Source organism: Deinococcus sp. KSM4-11, from assembly GCF_004801415.1.
GTDB lineage: Bacteria > Deinococcota > Deinococci > Deinococcales > Deinococcaceae > Deinococcus.
Genome location: NZ_SSNX01000009.1, coordinates 171,517 through 188,403, shown reverse-complemented (window position 1 = coordinate 188,403; position 16,887 = coordinate 171,517). Strand labels below are relative to the sequence as shown.

Annotated in this window: 15 protein-coding genes and 2 tRNA genes; 4 read left to right on the top strand and 13 right to left on the bottom strand. The window is 67.8% G+C overall.

Going from position 1 to position 16,887, the window contains the following annotated elements:
• Nucleotides 1-311: 311 nt before the first annotated feature.
• The 10 genes from E7T09_RS19950 to E7T09_RS22605 form a co-directional block, all read right to left on the bottom strand.
• Nucleotides 312-1,712: an RtcB family protein gene (locus tag E7T09_RS19950; protein WP_136390965.1), complete on the bottom strand. Its 1,401-nt coding sequence runs from the start codon at nucleotides 1,710-1,712 to the stop codon at nucleotides 312-314.
• 212 nt (nucleotides 1,713-1,924) lie between these two features.
• Nucleotides 1,925-3,397, bottom strand: a complete 1,473-nt coding sequence (locus E7T09_RS19945) for a UDP-N-acetylmuramoyl-L-alanyl-D-glutamate--2,6-diaminopimelate ligase (protein ID WP_136390964.1) — start codon at nucleotides 3,395-3,397, stop codon at nucleotides 1,925-1,927.
• Nucleotides 3,398-3,444: 47 nt separating this feature from the next.
• Nucleotides 3,445-4,356, bottom strand: a complete 912-nt coding sequence (locus E7T09_RS19940) for a glycosyltransferase family A protein (protein WP_136390963.1) — start codon at nucleotides 4,354-4,356, stop codon at nucleotides 3,445-3,447.
• 121 nt (nucleotides 4,357-4,477) lie between these two features.
• On the bottom strand, nucleotides 4,478-5,260 hold the full coding sequence (locus E7T09_RS19935) for a hypothetical protein (RefSeq protein WP_136390962.1): 783 nt from the start codon (nucleotides 5,258-5,260) through the stop codon (nucleotides 4,478-4,480).
• Between the two features lie 181 nt (nucleotides 5,261-5,441).
• Nucleotides 5,442-6,065 (bottom strand): deoxynucleoside kinase, encoded by a 624-nt coding sequence (locus tag E7T09_RS19930; RefSeq protein ID WP_136390961.1) that lies wholly within the window; start codon nucleotides 6,063-6,065, stop codon nucleotides 5,442-5,444.
• Nucleotides 6,066-6,111: 46 nt separating this feature from the next.
• The gene (locus E7T09_RS19925; protein WP_136390960.1) at nucleotides 6,112-6,723 is read right to left on the bottom strand and encodes a deoxynucleoside kinase; all 612 of its coding nucleotides are present in this window, start codon (nucleotides 6,721-6,723) and stop codon (nucleotides 6,112-6,114) included.
• Nucleotides 6,724-6,951: 228 nt separating this feature from the next.
• Nucleotides 6,952-7,152, bottom strand: coding sequence for a hypothetical protein (locus E7T09_RS19920; protein WP_136390959.1), 201 nt, complete (start codon nucleotides 7,150-7,152; stop codon nucleotides 6,952-6,954).
• A gap of 7 nt (nucleotides 7,153-7,159) precedes the next feature.
• A complete protein-coding gene (locus E7T09_RS19915) occupies nucleotides 7,160-8,074 on the bottom strand; it encodes an SPFH domain-containing protein (protein ID WP_136390958.1) in 915 nt (304 codons plus the stop codon).
• 160 nt (nucleotides 8,075-8,234) lie between these two features.
• Complete coding sequence (locus tag E7T09_RS19910) at nucleotides 8,235-9,335, bottom strand: S1C family serine protease (protein ID WP_136390957.1); 1,101 nt, start codon at nucleotides 9,333-9,335, stop codon at nucleotides 8,235-8,237.
• A complete protein-coding gene (locus E7T09_RS22605; protein ID WP_136390956.1) occupies nucleotides 9,332-9,610 on the bottom strand; it encodes an FmdB family transcriptional regulator in 279 nt (92 codons plus the stop codon). Before E7T09_RS22605 ends, E7T09_RS19910 begins: the two co-directional genes overlap by 4 nt.
• A gap of 475 nt (nucleotides 9,611-10,085) precedes the next feature.
• Here E7T09_RS22605 and glmS point away from each other — a divergent pair, with 475 nt between their 5' ends.
• A complete protein-coding gene (gene glmS / locus E7T09_RS19900; protein ID WP_136390955.1) occupies nucleotides 10,086-11,906 on the top strand; it encodes a glutamine--fructose-6-phosphate transaminase (isomerizing) in 1,821 nt (606 codons plus the stop codon).
• Between the two features lie 121 nt (nucleotides 11,907-12,027).
• Here glmS and E7T09_RS19895 read toward each other — a convergent pair whose 3' ends face one another.
• Nucleotides 12,028-12,546, bottom strand: a complete 519-nt coding sequence (locus tag E7T09_RS19895) for a TetR/AcrR family transcriptional regulator (protein WP_240741910.1) — start codon at nucleotides 12,544-12,546, stop codon at nucleotides 12,028-12,030.
• 171 nt (nucleotides 12,547-12,717) lie between these two features.
• Here E7T09_RS19895 and E7T09_RS19890 point away from each other — a divergent pair, with 171 nt between their 5' ends.
• A complete protein-coding gene (locus E7T09_RS19890) occupies nucleotides 12,718-13,614 on the top strand; it encodes an SDR family oxidoreductase (protein WP_136390953.1) in 897 nt (298 codons plus the stop codon).
• Between the two features lie 454 nt (nucleotides 13,615-14,068).
• Here E7T09_RS19890 and E7T09_RS19885 read toward each other — a convergent pair.
• A tRNA-Val gene (locus E7T09_RS19885) sits at nucleotides 14,069-14,143 on the bottom strand.
• Nucleotides 14,144-14,168: 25 nt separating this feature from the next.
• A tRNA-Cys gene (locus E7T09_RS19880) sits at nucleotides 14,169-14,242 on the bottom strand.
• Nucleotides 14,243-14,593: 351 nt separating this feature from the next.
• Between E7T09_RS19880 and E7T09_RS19875 the strand changes: the two genes are divergently transcribed.
• The gene (locus E7T09_RS19875) at nucleotides 14,594-15,274 is read left to right on the top strand and encodes a hypothetical protein (RefSeq protein WP_136390952.1); all 681 of its coding nucleotides are present in this window, start codon (nucleotides 14,594-14,596) and stop codon (nucleotides 15,272-15,274) included.
• A gap of 103 nt (nucleotides 15,275-15,377) precedes the next feature.
• Entirely contained in the window at nucleotides 15,378-16,877 is a 1,500-nt protein-coding gene (locus tag E7T09_RS19870; RefSeq protein WP_136390951.1) for a YifB family Mg chelatase-like AAA ATPase, read from the top strand.
• The last annotated feature ends 10 nt before the right edge of the window (nucleotides 16,878-16,887 follow it).

Here is a 16,887-nt window from a genome sequence, read left to right as displayed (position 1 = left end):
CACAACCCCAAGGGGTCGATGTCAGTATCGTTCGATCCAAGCTTGCGCTTGGCTGATATGACCAGTGGCCATACCTCTTGATTGGTCTCGCGACCTTTTACACCTCTGGGGCCTTCCGGGGAGGAGGGCCGGGTGCATTCCCCTGTCGGGGAATCCTGTCATCGTCATCAACACCAGATTTTCATGCATCCCAGCGGAGCTTTTCAGCTTTTCCGCTCCGCCCGATTTCTCGGGCGAAGAGAACTATAAGCCGGGGCGCGCGATCTGTCAACACCCCACGCGCCGTGGTCGAACGTCGGCACAACCGGGACTCAGACATCCTCGCTTCCTGTGTCCATCCGCACGACCCGTGGCGTGAAGCGGGCGATCACCTCGACCAGCTCGTTTTGCCTCTCCAGGACGTCCTCAATGCGCTTGTATGCCTGCGGCGCCTCGTCGATCCCGCCGCCGATCAGGGTCACGCCACGGTCTGCCAGATACGCCTGAACCTCCTTCTTCACCAGGGTGCTTGCCGCCGCCTTGCGGCCCAGCGCGCGGCCCGCGCCGTGGCTGGCGCTGTCGAGGGCGCCCGCGTGACCCCGGCCTCGCACCACGAAGCCGGGATCGGCCATGGAACCGGGAATCAGTCCCAGCTGGCCCGCTCGGGCGGGCGTGGCCCCCTTGCGGTGAACGATAAGTTCCTGGCCGTCCACGACCTGTGTCCAGGCGAGGTTGTGGCTGTTGCTGACCTGCGTGAGCGGACGCACGTTCAGCGCGCGGGCCAGCCGGGCGTGGATCAGTTCATGGTTCGCCAGGGCGTAGCGTCCGGCGAGGTTCATGGCCTGCCAGTACGCCTGACCGTCCTCGGAATCCAGCGGCAGCCACGCGAGCTTCTTCGCAGCCGGGTCGAGGCCCTCGTGCCGCTTCTGCGCCAGCGCCGTGAAGTGGTTCGCGACCTGCGCCCCGAACCCGCGCGAGCCGCTGTGGGACAGGACGGCCAGGTAATGGCCCGCTTCCAGTCCCAGGTCGGGCCGCTCCAGGGTGAGGGAACCGAACTCCACGAAGTGGTTGCCGCTCCCACTGCTGCCCACCTGAGCGGTGGCCTTGTCATGCAGGTGACGCAGCAGCGGCTGATCCTCCCAGGTGCTCTCGTGCAGCACGCCATGATCCTCGCGGTCACGCTTCTCAAAGCCCACGCCCGCCCCGAAGCGGGTGTGCTTCAGCAGCAACCGCCGGGCCTCGTCGGTCGAGAGCGCCGTGGACGCCACCGGCAACACGCTGAGCATCATGGAGCAGCCGATGTCCACTCCCACGCCATAAGGAATGACGGCGTTCTCGGTGGCGAGCACCCCACCGATTGGCAGGCCGTAGCCCACGTGCGCGTCGGGCATCAGCGCGCCCGCCCGGCTGACCGGGAGGCGCATGGCGACGTCCATCTGCGTCCGGGCCCCGGCGTCGATCAGGTCGGCTCCCCAGACGGGGTAGGGCAGCGGCTGCTCGCGCAGCGCCACGCCCGCTTTCGCGCCCTGCTCGGCCGCTCGGGCCAGCAGATCTGCGGCCAGGGCGGCGTAGACGCCCGTGACATGCGCGGCGGGGTTCGCCTGAACGGCGCGCAGTTCCGCGAGGATGTCGTCGCGGGTCGCGCCCGCACGTTCGCGTTCGGTGGCAGCGGCGAGCGCCAGGCCGATGCCCGCCCGTTCGAAGCCCAGTTTTGTGATGTGCTTTCCGTTCATGTCCGTCCCTCGTTCCGCCCACCGCGCCTTCACGGGTTCGCACGTCCACAGGGTCGGAGCGGGGGTCGACCTGACTGTGTCAGGTTTGCCCACGGCTGCCTATAGCCACAATGGCGCAGCCGGTCTGTACCATCCGGCTCAGGGCTGGAATCGGGGACAGACTGCTGGCGAGCCCGCTGACTGGCAGGGCCGATCCCCTAGGCGCCCGCCTGTCAGCGGTGGGCGCGCGCCGCCAGCGCGTTTCTCGCCTCCTGGACTTCGTTCCACGGCAGGGTGTGGCCGTCCCGCTCCAGGGTGTCCTCCGGCCCCTTTCCAGCCAGCAGGACGGTATCGCCGGGCCGCGCTGCCTGGATGACGTGCGCGATGGCCTCGCGTCGATCCGGGATGGCCGTGAAGTTCGGTCGCCCGGCCGCACCCCGTGCCATCTCGCTCAGGATGTCGGAGAGCGGCGTGTCGCGGTGATCCTCTTCGGTGAAGATGGCGTGATCGGCCAGGCGGGTGGCGACCTCGCCCAGCGGAGCGCGTTTGAGCGGATCGCGCGGGCCGCCGGCGGACCCGAGCAGCACCCACAGCTGTCCGTCCGTGGTGGCCCGCAAGGTCGAGAGCGCTTTCTCCAGGCTGGGGGGCGTGTGCGCGAAGTCCACGATCACCCTGGGGTCGTCCAGCCCGCCCGGCACGAGTTCCATGCGGCCCGGCACACCCCGGAAGGACGCGAGGCCCGCGGTGAGCTGGGCGGGGGTCGCGCCCAGCCGGGCCACCGCCGCCATGGCGGCCAGCGCGTTCGCCACGTTGAACCGTCCGATCATCGGCAGCGCCGCCTCGAACACCCCGAACGGCGACGAGACGCGGAAGTGCAGCCCGGTGGCCCGTTCTTCGATTTCGCGGGCCTGCCAGTCGGCGGGGCCACCCTCGGCGCTGTACGTGACCTCGGTGGGAGCCACGCCGCGCAGCCGGGCGATCCAGGGATCGTCGGCGTTCAGCACCGCGAAGGGACTGCGTTCGATCAGCTGGCGCTTGGCGGCGAAGTAATGCTCCACGCTGCCGTGAAAGTCCAGATGCTCGCTGGACAGGTGCGTCCACACGGCCACGTCCCACGCCACGCCCCGCACACGCTCCAGGGACAGGGCGTGCGAGCTGGCCTCCAGCACAACGGCGCCCGCGCCCGCCTGCACCATGTCCCGCAGAGTGGCCTGCACCTGCGGCGCCTCGGGGGTCGTGAAGTGGGCCGGGAAGTGCCGCAGCACGCCGTCCGGCAGTTCGTACCCCACGGTACTGAGCAGGCCAGTGGGAATGCCCGCGGCGCGCAGCAGGTGCCGGGCCAGCCAGCTGGTCGTGGTCTTGCCGTCCGTGCCGGTCACGCCGATCACCTTCAGCGCGTGGCTGGGGTGGCCGTTCAGGGCGGCGGCCGCGTCGGCCAGCGCGGCGCGGGCATGCGGCACGGTCAGGTAGGGCAGCGGCGAGGGAGTTCCTTCCGGCAGGCCCTCGCCCAGCACCGCCACCGCGCCCGCCGCCCTCACCTGATCCATGAAGCTGTGCCCGTCGAACCGCGCTCCCCGGATGGCCACGAACACGTCGCCGGGCTGCACCCAGGCGGCATTGTGGGTAACGCCCCTGACGGCCACGTCCGGCAGATCGGTGGCGGGCAGGGTGAGGTGCAGGGCGGCAGCAAGCTCGGGCAGACGCATGCGGCGAGGCTAGCAGAGCCGCCGGACGTTCCCGATTCCTGGCCCGGTCAGCGCAGCCGGCGGCGATCGATGCGGGAGACCAGCCAGCCGACCGGCTGGGCCAGGGCCACGAGCACCCACATCGGCCCCTGCATGTCCCGCAACTGGTCGGTGCGGCCAGTGCCCAGCGTGAACGAGTAGCGGCTGTACGCCAGTGCGCTGCGCACGAATTCCAGCGGCGCGTACCGCCACCACTCGCCCAGTTCGACCAGCACCATCAGGTGGTACGGCAACCGACCGCGCATGGCGCCCCTCGTGAGGTTCGTCAGCTGATCCTCGCGGCGCCGGGCGACGTAGTAAGACCGCAGTGGCTCGTTCACGAAGCGCGTGCGGTAATGCCGCGCGATGCGGAACCACACGACACTCTCGCTGACAAAGCGCGCGGTCTGATCGACCGGGAATGGAAAGGCGCGCAGCACCTCCGTGCGGTGAAAGCCCCAGCGTTCCCAGCGGTCCCGGTACCGGAAGTGCATTTCCAGCGAGTCGGAATCCATCACGTCGCGCGGGTAGGGCTGACCGTGCAGGTGGCCGCGTTCGTCCACACACAGCGCCGTGACGCCGGTAAACCCGGTGCGCTGCTGTTCCGGAATGGCCGTCCAGTGGTGCAGCAGGCGCTCCAACGCCGTGGGCATGCACGCGTCGTCGGAGTCGAGGTTCAGGAACAGGTCTCCCCGGGCCTCCAGCACCCCCCGGTTGAAGGCCGCCGGTTTCCCGGCATTCGGCTGGTACACGTACCGGATCGGGAAGGCGGCCTGCGCGGCCCAGCCTGCCACCAGTGCGCGGCTGCCGTCAGTGCTGCCGTCGTCCACGACCAGCCATTCGAAGTCCCGCAGCGTCTGGGCCTGCAGGCTCTCGTACACGCGGGACAGCGTATGGGCCCGGTTATAGGTGGCGGTGAACACGGTGAACGTGGGCGACACGGAGCGTCCAGTATAGGAAAGCGATCCGGTGGTCACGGCGCGGTTCAGTGTGGCGCGGGTTGGGCGCAGCCGCGCGGGCGGGCGGACACTGCGGGGGGAGCGCGGCTGACCGGTCACGGCTTCAGGCGCGGGCGTCCGGCGCGAACGTCACGGTCAGGGTCGTGTCCGGACGGTGACCCCGAAGGTAGTCGATCAGCACGCCGATGAAGAGGGTCAGGGCGACCATCTCCAGGCCTTCTTCCACAGTGCTCAGGAGCACGAGCGCCAGACTGTGCTCCCCGAACAGCGTGTCGACCTTGCCGCCGACCATCTCCAGGCCCATGGCCCCGCCGATATACACGGCGCCGGCGATCAGCATGTTCCGGACGACCCGCCTGGGCAGGCGGCGCAGGAAGGACCACAGGGTGAACAGCAAGACGATCCCGATGAAGGCGTAAGGCACCACCCAGGCGTAGTGCAGCAGGCCGTCCACGTGCAGGAGCCGGCGCATGGGCGCGGTCAGCATCTCGTGGAGGTGCAGGTACTCGTCGGCGGTCAAGTATGCGAACACCCAGGTCAGGGTGCGCCAGCCCCGGCCTTCCGGCAGCGCGTGGGAACGGGTGAGGCGCGCCAGCAGGCCCAGGAGCAGCGCGCACACCAGCAGCAGCGCGGCGTTGTACAGCGACGGCACGTTGCCCTCCAGGCCGACGTTGGTGGCCCGCATGACCTTGTCCGCCAGGTCGGAGGCCGGGTGGTCATGCAGCAGCCACTGCCCCAGCAGGCTCACGCTCAGGAACACGGTGGTCGTGGCGAACAGAACCCGCATGACCGGCCCGGACGCCACCATCCAGCTCAGGTTGCTGCGGTGGTCCACATCCTGCGCCGTCCGCTCGGCCGCCGTGTGATGGTCCTGTACGCTCAGCATCCGGAGTCCTCCTGCCCCCGAACCCGGCGGGAGCGCACGTTCAGCCCGCCCAGCCGCCGTATTCACGAGCATGAGACGGAGATGATGGAGGCAGTGTAAGCGCTGTCCATGGCCGCACGCACCTCCCCGATGGGGGATTCTTCACATTCTTCAGGCAGGACGCGCGGTCGCTCGATAAACCTCAGCGCAGCAGCGGCAACCCGAAGCCATGCGCCTGCACGCGGTCACACACCCAGTCGAAGGCCGATGGATCGGCCACGAAATCCAGCTGGTCGCCGTTCACACGGATGACCGGGCAGGCGTCGAACGCCGCCACCCACTGGTCGTACAGGGCATTCAGGCCGCCCAGGTACGCGTCGGGGATGTCCTGTTCGTACGCCCGGCCACGCATGGCGATCCTGGACTTCAGGGTCGGCAGGGCCGCGTCGATGTGGATCAGTAGATCCGGCACGCGCAGGGCCGGCAATATGCCCTGGTACAGGCCCCAGTAGGTGTCCCAGTCGCGCTGCTCCATGTTGCCGCCCAGGTACAGGTTCCGCGCGAAGATGTTCGCATCCTCAAAGACCGTGCGATCCTGAATGACGTAGCGGGCGCCGGTCACGAGGTTCAGGTGCTGTTCGAGGCGTCTGGACAGGAAGTACACCTGCGAGTGAAACGAGTACCGCCGCATGTCCTGGTAGAAGTCCTCCAGGTAGGGGTTGTCCGCGTAGGGTTCGTACACCGGGCGCAAGCCGTACCGCCCGGAGAGCATGCGCGTCAGGGTGCTCTTGCCGCTGCCGATGTTGCCCGAGACCGCCAGGTACATTAAGTAACCTGCACTGGGTCGGGAGCTGAGGCATCGAGGAAAGCCATCAGTCGGCGGCCCGGCCAGCGTGCAGGGCGTCGTGCACCTGCTGGAGCACCTTCTGTTCGTCCTCGGCGCGGCCCACGAAGTCCAGATCTGCCGCGTGGATGGTCAGCAGCGGGTGCGGATACGTGCGGAAATACTCGTCGTAGCGGCGGGTCAGTTCCGCCAGATACGAGGCCTGCATGTCCTGTTCGAAGGGCCGCCCGCGCTTGTCGATGCGCCGCAGCAGTTCCTGTGGATCGGCGCGCAGGTACACCACCAAATCGGGGGTGGGCAGGCGGGGCGAGAGGTGCGAGTACAGATCCTCGTACAGACCGAACTCGGCGTCCCGGAGGTTCATGGCCGCGAAGATGAAGTCCTTGTCGAACAGATAATCGCTGACCACGTTCCCCGCGAACAGGCCCGGCTGGGCCAGCGCAGAGAGCTGCTTGAAGCGGGACAGCAGAAAGAACACCTGTACTTGGAACGCGTATGTGTCCGGGTGCTCATAGAACCGCGCCAGGAACGGATTCTCCTCGACGACTTCCAAGTTCAGTTCGGCGCCGTAGCGCGCGGCCAGTCGGCCCGCGAGGCTCGTTTTTCCCACCCCGATAGGGCCTTCGACCACGATGTACATGACGGGCCGAAGTGTAGCGCCATGCCCGCCGGGTGAACGAGAGATGAAGGGCTTGACGACTCGGGAAAGAACACTCCAGATGCACCGCTCCGGGCCGGGCTCACTTCCACCCTCCGCAATCCATCACCTGCCCGGAGGGAGCGACACTGCACGGGAGTCTGACCCCGACTCGCTTCAGCGTGACGACGAACGGACGGCCATAGCTAGCACCGTCCGTTCGCGTGTGGGTCATGGGCTGTCGGGGTCGTCGTCCTCAGGCTTTCCGCTCGGGGGGGGAGTGGCCTTCAACCTTCCCGCCTGCCGCGCGGCGTGCGTGAGCAGGTACTCGATCTGGGCGTTCACGCTGCGCAGGTCGTCGGCCGCCCAGCGCTCCAGTGCGGCGTACAGCTCGGGACTGATGCGCAGGGGGAAGTTCTTGCGGGGGGCCACGCGCCGCTCAGTACAGGCTGCCGGCGTTCACGACGGGCTGTGTGCCGCGTTCGCTGGTCAGGACGACAAGCAGGTTGCTGACCATCTGCGCCTTGCGTTCCTCGTCGAGCTGCACGATGTTCTGCTCGGACAGTTCCTGCAGGGCCATCTGCACCATGCCCACGGCGCCCTGCACGATCTGGCTGCGCGCGGCGATGATGGCGCTGGCCTGCTGGCGCTGGAGCATGGCCCCCGCGATCTCCGGGGAGTACGCGAGGTGCGAGAGCCGCGCTTCGAGGACGTCCACGCCGGCGTGCTGGAGCCGCACGCCCAGTTCACGGCGCAGCGCCTCGCTGACCTCGTCGGCGTTGCCGCGCAGGCTCATACTGCCTTCGGCGTAGTCGTCGTAGGGGTACTGGCTGGCGAGGTGCCGCAGGGCCGTCTCGGCCTGGATGGCGACGAAGCCGGTGTAGTCCTCGACGTCGAAGACGGCCCGCGCGGTGTCCACGACCCGCCACACGATCACGGCGGCGATCTCGATGGGGTTGCCGCTGGCGTCGTTCACCTTGAGCCGCTCGGAGTTGAAGTTCCGGATGCGCAGGCTGATGGTCTTGCGGACGGTCAGCGGGTTTGTCCAGTACACGCCGTTGCGCCGCTCGGTGCCCACGTAGCGGCCGAACAGCGTGAGCACCTTGCTCTGGTTGGGCTGCACGATATAGAACCCGACCACGACGGCGATGACAACCAGCAGCAGCAGGCCGCTGAGGATCAGCTGCTCGCGCGCGAAGGCCAGGATGGTCAGGGCGTCCAGCACCAGCCACGCGAAGAAGATCGGCACGCCGGGCAGCCCGAAGGCGGCGCGTTCGTTGCTGGCCACGCCGCTGCGGGTGGAGATGCCGCCCTGGGGGCCGGTGGAGGGGGGGATCTGGTCGAGTTCACTCATACGTCACGCTCCTGTCAAAGAGATATCTATCAGAATGATATCACTTTGACTTCATTACGCGGAAGACCAGACGGGAGTTCCCACCGGCTCAACTCCGGCCGCCCCAGAAAAAAGGAGACCGGGCGCGCATGGCCCGGCCCCCTCGGCAACCCTGCCCGGGCTATTGCAGGGTGCGTTTGAGCAGCGTGACCTTCACGTCCACGCTCTTCTTGCTGCGCCACACGCGCACGGTCACTGTCTGGCCCGGCCGCTTGGCCGCCACCAGCCGGGTCACATCGAAGGAGTTCTGCACGCGCACGCCATCCACAGCCACGATCACGTCGCCCAGCGGCGCGACCAGCTGATCCGTGTTGTTGCGGATGCTGCCGCGCAGACCCGCGCGCGCCGCCGCCCCGCCCGCCGCGACGTCCATGACCAGCGCGCCCTCGGAACTCGTGAGGCCCGCCAGCTGCCTCAGCGCCGGCTCCAGCGTGTCCAGATCCCGCAGGGTCGCGCCCAGGGTGCCGCGCTGCGGCACGCCGATCTTCTCCAGGTCATCCAGGCTTTCCTTGACCAGATCGCCGGGAATGGCGATGCCGATCAGGCCGGGCACGAACAGGTTGGGCGCCGCGTTCGCGTCGGCCACCCCCACGACCGCGCCGCGCGAGTCGAGCAGCGGGCCGCCCGAGTTGCCCTGCTGGATGGTCGCGGTGGTGATCAGGTACTGCCCGATCTCCTGGCCCAGGTTGTCGTTGCGCGGCACGTCCTGCGCGCTGGCGAGTACCGAGAACACCCCACTGGCCACGAAGTTCTGGATCTTCAGCGGCGTGCCGATGGTGATCAGCTTCTGTCCCGGAATCAGGCGGGCGCTCTGCCCGAAGGCCAGGGTCTTGGGCGCCGTGACCCCCGTGACGCGCAGCACGGCGATGTCGATGCCGGGGTCGATGCCCTCGATCTTGGCTGGCACCTTGCGCCCGTTGAACAGCGTGACGGTCAGCGACTCGGCGTCCTTGATGACGTGGTAGTTCGTGACGATCAGGTCTTTCTTGTAGAAGAAGCCGGTGCCGGTGTCGATCGGGTCATCGCCAGTCTGCAGGACATCCTTGCGCAGCCGGTTGTCGATCCGCACGACGGCCTGCACGGCGTTCTGCGACACCTCGACGGTATTGATCTCGTCGGTGGTGACCAGCGCCCGCTCGGCACTCACGCGGCCCGTGAAGTACGCACCCGCGCCCGCGCCGGCGATCAGCAGGGCTGCCCCCAGGGCGCGGCCCGCCTTCACTCGCCGCCTTTGGAACCCGAACTGCTGCTGTCGCCCGACGAACTGCCGCTGGACGTACTGCTCGACGTACCACTGGAACTGCCGCTCTCGCTGCTCCCCTTGCGGGAATCGTTGGCGTAGAAGCCGCTGCCCTTGAAGGCGATCCCGGGGCGGGCCAGGATGCGCTTGACGGGCACGCCGGAGACGGGGTGGGTACGGTACGCGTCGTCGCGCATGCTCTGCACGAGTTCGTAGATTTCGCCGGTTTCGATGTTCTTGTACAGGTACGTGGGCATGGTGTGATCCTTGGGGATAGCGTTCGGTCTGCGTGGAGGTCGGCGTATCCGGGAGCCATCCTAGCAAGCAGGCCACCGGGCAACGGTTCCGGTATCAGCCGCCGACCCTGCGCCCTGAGTATCGTACTCACCGGAGTGCCCATGCGGAATGGTATGCTGACGATGAACCGTTGGTGTCCGGTTCACACAAACAGGGCAGCGCAAGGCCCCCGACCGTTCGGCAGGACGTGACCGGGGGATACGAGGTGGAGGTCAGCGAGCATTCTGCGGATGCCTCCAGGCGCGCGTTCCGCGCCTACCCGTCCTTCTGCGGAAGGAGAAGTCCAGCGATAACTCCCGTGGTAACACGGGCATAAGGCCGGACAGAACGCACTCCAAATCCAACGACACCCCCGTGACCTTCCCCGTGGACGGCGCCGCTGGCCTCTGATGCCAGCCCGCCCGGATCCATGTGGACGCGCGGGCTGGAGTCCCTATGTGCGGAATCGTCGGGTATATCGGCAGCAGGCAGGCGCAGGACGTCCTCATCTCGGGTCTCGCGAAACTGGAATACCGGGGCTACGACAGTGCCGGGGTGGCGGTGCGGGACGCCGGGCAGATCACGGTCATGAAGAAGGCCGGCAAACTCGCCAACCTCAGCGGCGAACTGGACACTCACCCGCTGGCGGGCACGCTGGGCATCGGGCACACGCGCTGGGCCACGCACGGTCTGCCGAACGACACGAACGCCCACCCGCACGCCACCGAGGACGGGCGGATCGTGATCATCCACAACGGCATCATCGAGAACTACCTGCACCTCAAAGAGGGCCTGCAATCCCGCGGCCACGAGTTCAAGAGTGAGACCGACAGTGAGGTGCTGGCCCACCTGATCGAGGAAGCCTACGCCGGCGACCTGGAGCAGGCCGTGCGGGACGCCCTGGCGCAGGTGCGCGGCGCGTACGGGATCGTGGTCACGCACGTGGATCACCGCGAGATCGTCGCGGCGCGCACGGTCAGCCCGCTGGTCATGGGCGTCGGCGAGGGCGAGATGTTCCTCGCGTCCGACGTGCCCGCGCTGCTGGCCTACACCCGCAACATGGTGTTCCTGCACGACGGCGACATGGTCGTGCTGCACGACGACGGCTTCAGGGTCACGGACCTGGCCGGCCATCCGCAGCAGCGGCAGATTGAACACATCGAATGGGACGCCGAGGCCGCCGAGAAGGGTGGCTACGACACGTACATGCTCAAGGAGATCTACGAGCAGCCCCAGGCCCTCACCAACACCCTGATCGGTCGCCTGCACGACGACACCGGCGAGGTGAATCTCGACATCAACCTCGACCCGGCCAGCTTCAAGCGCATCTCGATCATCGCCTGCGGCACGGCCTTCTATGCCGGGCTGGTGGGCGAGTACCTGATCGAACAGCTTGCCCGCATTCCCGTCGAGGTCGATGTGGCCAGCGAGTACCGCTACCGCGATCCGCTGGTCAACGAGCACACCCTGGCCATCGTGGTCTCGCAGTCCGGCGAGACCATCGACACCCTGGAAGCGCTGAGGGAAGCGAAGAAGTTCGGTGCGAAGACCCTGGGCGTGATCAATGCCAAGGGCAGCAGCATGACCCGCGAACTGGACGACACGCTGTATATCCACGCCGGGCCGGAGATCGGGGTGGCGAGCACCAAGGCCTACACCAGCATGGTCAGCGCCTTCGTGATGCTGGCCCTGTGGCTGGGCCGGGCGCGCGGCACGCTGTCGGAGGAGCAGGGCGCCGAGCTGCTGCACGCCGCCCGCGCCCTGCCCCGCCTGGTTGAGGAGGCCCTGAGCCCGGAACGGGTCGAGCGCATCAAGGCCGTGGCCGAGAAGTACGCGCACGCCCGCGATTACCTGTTCCTGGGGCGCGGCGTGAACTCCCCGACGGCCTACGAGGGCGCGTTGAAGCTCAAGGAGATCAGTTACATCCACGCCGAGGCGTACGCGGCCGGTGAGATGAAGCACGGTCCGATCGCCCTGATCGACGCGAACCTGCCGGTCGCCGTGATCGCCACCGAGAGCCGCCTGCTGGAAAAGACCATCAGCAACGTGCAGGAAGTCCGCGCACGGGCCGGGAAGGTCATCCTGTTCCTCAGCGACGGCGACACCGAGAACGCCCGCCACGGCGACGACGTGATCTACCTGCCCCGTGCGCACGAGATGGTCTCCCCCGTCGTGAATGCCGTGGCCATGCAGCTCCTGGCCTACTTCACGGCCACGGCGCTGGGCAAGGACGTGGACAAACCCAGGAACCTCGCCAAATCCGTGACCGTGGAATAAGTCCGCCACGCACTCGGACGTCGGACGCCCCCGCTCCAGCTTCACGGGAAAGCTGGAGCGGGGGCTTTCTGTGGCTTCACCGCTGGGATGATGAAGTCGCCACGTCGGCTGATGGGACAGGTTATTCCCCAGCGACGGCCATTTTCAGTTCCTCCAGCGATTCCCGGATGAACTGCGGCCAGTCGTGGTCGCTGTCCTCTCCAACCCAGCGGGCGAACGCGGTTCTGAACACCACAATGCCGACGTTGGCCGTCAGGGCGGCGCTGGGGCCGGTCAGTCCGCGCTGGTGCAGGGCGGCGGTGATGGCGGCGGCCAGGGCGGCCATCTTGCTCAGTTCCCGCGCCTGGAGTTCCGCGTTCGCGTCGATGATGGTCTGGCGCCACCGGGAGCGTTCGCGGTGCGCGCCAAAGACCGTTCCGGCGGCCTGGAGACCGGCGGTGACGGCCTCGATTGGTGTGGCGGCCTGGGGAGCCCCGAGGACGGCCGCGACGATCAGGGCCTGCAGGTCGCCCGCGCCTCTGAACAGCACCTCGCGTTTGTCGGCGAAGTGGCGGAAGAAGGTGCGTTCGGTCAGACCCGCCCGTTCGGCGATATCGGCGACAGTGGTCTGTTCGTAGCCGCGCTCGACGTACAGCTGCATGGCTGCATGCTCAAGGCGGCCGCGTGCGTCTGGCCCCCAGCGACCCATGCGCCGAGTCTATCTGATGACAGCCGGTGACATGAGGCGTATAGTCGCCATGTCAGTGACTGACATCGGTCTGTTCAGCCGCAAGCGGTGTGGCCAGAACAGCCCACTCACAGGAGGAGCAACATGCGTGTCTTCGTTACCGGTGCATCCGGCTTCATCGGCTCTGCCGTGGTTCCCGAACTCATCAGCGCAGGCCATCAGGTCACCGGCCTGGCCCGCTCAGACGCCGCTGCGGCCGCCCTCACGGCGGCCGGAGCCGATGTCCACCGGGGTTCCCTTGACGACCTGGGCAGCCTGCGCGTAGGGGCAGACGCCGCCGATGGGGTCATTCATCTCGCCTACATCCATGACTTCTCCCAGATGGCCGCCGCCGCCCAGGCCGACCGGGATGCCATCGCCACCCTCGGCGCCGTCCTCGCCGGATCGAACCGGCCCCTGGTCATCGCCTCCGGCATCCTCGGCGTGGCGCCCGGACGCGTCGCCACGGAGCTGGACACGCCAGATCCGGCCATGCATCCCCGGATCGCGTCGGCACTGGCCACCCTCGAACTCGCCTCGCGCAGCGTCCGCTCATCGGTCATGCGGCTGCCGCCCACCGTGCACGGCGAGGGGGATCACGGCTTTATACACACCCTGATCGGCATCGCCCGCCAGCAGGGCGTCTCCGGGTATATCGACTCTGGCGAGAACCGCTGGACCGCCGTGCACCACCGGGACGCCGCGACCCTGTTCCGCCTGGCCCTGGAACACGCGCCCGCCGGAACGACCCTGCATGCCGTGGCCGAAGAAGGCATCCCGATTCGCGAGGTGGCCGAAGTGATCGGACAGCACCTGAACCTGCCCGTCGTGTCGATTCCCGCCGACCAGGCCATGGAGCACTTCGGCTGGCTGGGACGGTTCCTCTCAGCCGACGCCCCGGCATCCAGCGCCCTGACCCGCGAACGGTTGCACTGGACGCCTACCCACCAGGGCCTTATTGCAGATCTCGATGAAGGACATTACTTCCACACGACAGCCTGAAGCGCGAAGGAGGGACTGGTCAGGCTGGCCATCAGCCGCGTGCCGCCTAGAATCTCGTGCCATGCATGGCGGCCTGGGTTAACGCCGAGAGCAGCCCTCTCCGTTCAGCCTTCGCACCGCATGCCGGTCATGGGCTGGTCACGCCCGGAGGAGCATGCTCGACCCATGACACGGATCTGGCGGTTTCTACGGTGGTGCATCAGGGGATCAACGCTTGTCAGGGCAGGCTTTTCCACCTTACCCGAGGCCGAAAGCGCAGAGTGAGTTGTCACGGTCAATCACATCTCACAGGACTGGACGAACGCATAAGTATCAGCGAGCGGGCGCCTCTAAGCAAGAACGTGTGAGTGGATTCGTAATTTCAGTGGTCAGCCGATCCCCTTAAAACAGGTTGCTTTCTCTATTGGATGGACGTAGGGGAAAAACGAAAAACGCCCTCCTAGAGGGCGTTCGTTGGTAGACTCGAGGAGATTTGAACTCCTGACCCCTACAGTGTCAATGTAGTGCTCTACCCCTGAGCTACGAGTCTGCGGGTGCCGTGCAGGGCGGGACTTTGGAGGCGCTGACCGGACTCGAACCGGTGGTGGAGGTTTTGCAGACCTCTGCCTTACCACTTGGCTACAGCGCCGATTCTGCTCCGGCTGGTGCTGTCCCTTGCGGGCGGGGCGCTTGGGCCGTTCCTCTCCAGCGCGTGGCATGTTAGCACGGCCTCTGTGGACTGTAAACGGGGGTTGCGCATGCCACCGCTCGGGGGGTGTGCTGGGCCCGGTCGGGTAACGTTGACGTAGCGCCGGCGCCGGTAAGGTTTCTGTCAGAGGACGGGCCACCGGGGCTGTCCCGCCGACTGGACGCTCCTGGGGGCCGCATGCGCACACTTCACTACTCTTTGCACAGCATGGTGTTGTCGCTGGTTGCTGCCGCCAGCCTGACCGCGTGCAGTGGAGCGACGCCACCGAACACTGCAGTGAGTGGAGGGCGAGTGTCCCAGGCTGCGGTACAGCCGGGCGTGGCTGCGCTGGCTATCTTCCACAAGCACACGGCGACGCTCCCGGTAACGTTCAGCGGCATGAGCGGCCCGCTGACCCTGCGCCTGGTTCCGCCAGACGGCTATGTGAGTGGCTTGATCCTGGACACGGCGACCGTCACGGCCGACGGGGCCGCCAACACGCGCGATCTCGTGATCTCCGCGCCGGGCCTGCCGGAGTTCTACACGCCGGATCAGTCGTTGAGCGCGACCTACACGCTGGTGGTCAGCCAGGACGGCCATGATCTGGCCCGCGCGCCCGTGACCATCGAGGAGCGTCTCCTCGACATCCAGACCTCCGTGGTACCTGGAAGCGTGAGTGGGACGTCCGGGGATCAGGTGTCGTTCACGGTGGTCGTCCGGGTCACGCCCGCGCTGGAAGGCCCGCTGCCGGTCACGCTGGACGGCTGCCCCGTCGAAGGCTGTGGATTCGCGGCGACTCCCGTGGGCCCGACCACCGGGAATGGCAGCACGATGAGCCAGCAGTTCACCATGAACCTGCCGCAGGACGCCCTGCCACCCGCCGGGGTGATGACCAACCTGCATTACGCCGTGGGTGTGGGCGATTTTGCCGGGTACCGTCGCGGGTGGTATGGCACGACCGCCGTCACCCTCGGCCTGACTGGCGCGCCCTGAGCCGGGTTCACCGCGCCGCGCACCCGCACTTGAGGCGGGGCGCGGCGTGCGCTTTTGCTACGCTGCGGCGCGTGATTCCCCAACCGACCGCAGGTCGTGCCTGATGCTCGCCAGGGCGCGCAGTGTGGCGCTAATCGGCGTAGACGCCGTACCAGTCGAGGTTGAGGTCGATGTCAGCCCAGGTCTGCCTGCATTTACCGTGGTCGGTCTGCCGGACCAGGCGGTCAGCGAGGCGCGCGAGCGGGTGCGGGCCGCGATCCGCAATGCGGGCCTGCCTTTCCCGGCCGCGCGCATCACGGTGAATCTGGCTCCGGCAGATTTGCGCAAGGAAGGCCCGCTGTACGACCTGCCGATTGCGCTGGGAGTCCTGGCCGCGCAGGAACTGCTGCCTGCCCAGGTGCTGGATGGCGTGCTGGCAGCCGGGGAACTCGCCCTGGACGGTACTCTGCGGCCCATCGCGGGAGCCGTGAACCTGGCCCTGCTGGCCTCCGCCCTGACGTTGCCTGCCCTGCTGCCCGCAGGCAATGCGCCCGAGGCGGCCCTGATCGACGGCGTGACCGTGTACGGCGCGGCCACCCTGACCGACGCCGTCCGGCACCTGAGCGGTCAGGCTCCGCTCCGCGCCAGTGAGCCGCCAGCCGCCGAGCACGATCCGGGCGCGTTCCTCGACCTCGCGGACCTGAAGGGGCAGGTGGCGGCCCGCCGCGCGCTGGAAGTGGCCCTGGCCGGTGGGCACAACCTGCTCCTGGTGGGTTCGCCGGGCAGTGGAAAGACCGTGCTGGCCCGCCGCGCGCCCGGCCTTCTGCCCCCGCTGTCCCGGCCGGAGGCGCTGGAGGTCACGCGCATCCACTCGGCGGCGGGCCTGCTGGCCATTCGGGGCGGCCTGAATCTGGGCGCCCCCTTCCGGTCACCGCACCACACGGTCTCGGATGCCGGGCTGATCGGGGGCGGCAGTGTTCCGCGGCCGGGTGAGGTCAGCCTGGCGCACCGGGGCGTGCTGTTCATGGACGAATTCCCGGAATTCAGCCGCAAGGCGCTGGAAACCCTTCGCCAGCCGCTGGAGGACGGTACGGTGACCATCAGCCGCGCGCGGGCGACCGTGCAGTACCCGGCGCGTTTCCAGCTGATCGCCGCCATGAATCCCTGCCCGTGTGGCCATCAGGGCGATCCGGAGAAAGCCTGCACATGTACGCCTGCCGAGCGGCTCCGGTACGCGGCGCGGATCAGCGGCCCGCTGCTCGACCGAATTGATGTCGTGGTGCGGGTGCCGAGACTCACGGTGGAGGAATTGACCCGCGCGCCGGAGTCGGAGGGCTCGGCATCGGTTCGGGAGCGCATCACGCTCGCCCGGGATGGCATGCTCCGGCGACAACAGGTGCGCAACGCGGATCTGGCGGGGCAGGCGCTGCGGCGGCACGCGCCGCTGGCGGCGGGCCCGGAGGCCTTCATCCGGGCGGCCGCGCGGCAACTGGGCCTGACGGGACGCGGCTTTGACCGCGTGGTGCGGGTGGCCCGGACGGTGGCCGACCTGTCCGGCAGCGCCGACATCCACGAGACGCATCTGGCCGAGGCCGTCAGTTATCGGCCGCGCAACCTCAGTTGAGGCGCGCGGC

Coding starts and splice junctions, on each gene's coding strand:
- E7T09_RS19870 (WP_136390951.1), top strand. CDS start 15,378: ATGCTCGCCAGGGCGCGCAGTGTGGCGCTAATCGGCGTAGACGCCGTA.
- glmS (WP_136390955.1), top strand. CDS start 10,086: ATGTGCGGAATCGTCGGGTATATCGGCAGCAGGCAGGCGCAGGACGTC.
- E7T09_RS22605 (WP_136390956.1), bottom strand. CDS start 9,610: ATGCCCACGTACCTGTACAAGAACATCGAAACCGGCGAAATCTACGAA.
- E7T09_RS19945 (WP_136390964.1), bottom strand. CDS start 3,397: ATGCGTCTGCCCGAGCTTGCTGCCGCCCTGCACCTCACCCTGCCCGCC.
- E7T09_RS19950 (WP_136390965.1), bottom strand. CDS start 1,712: ATGAACGGAAAGCACATCACAAAACTGGGCTTCGAACGGGCGGGCATC.
- E7T09_RS19935 (WP_136390962.1), bottom strand. CDS start 5,260: ATGCTGAGCGTACAGGACCATCACACGGCGGCCGAGCGGACGGCGCAG.
- E7T09_RS19895 (WP_240741910.1), bottom strand. CDS start 12,546: ATGCAGCTGTACGTCGAGCGCGGCTACGAACAGACCACTGTCGCCGAT.
- E7T09_RS19915 (WP_136390958.1), bottom strand. CDS start 8,074: ATGAGTGAACTCGACCAGATCCCCCCCTCCACCGGCCCCCAGGGCGGC.
- E7T09_RS19930 (WP_136390961.1), bottom strand. CDS start 6,065: ATGTACCTGGCGGTCTCGGGCAACATCGGCAGCGGCAAGAGCACCCTG.
- E7T09_RS19890 (WP_136390953.1), top strand. CDS start 12,718: ATGCGTGTCTTCGTTACCGGTGCATCCGGCTTCATCGGCTCTGCCGTG.
- E7T09_RS19925 (WP_136390960.1), bottom strand. CDS start 6,723: ATGTACATCGTGGTCGAAGGCCCTATCGGGGTGGGAAAAACGAGCCTC.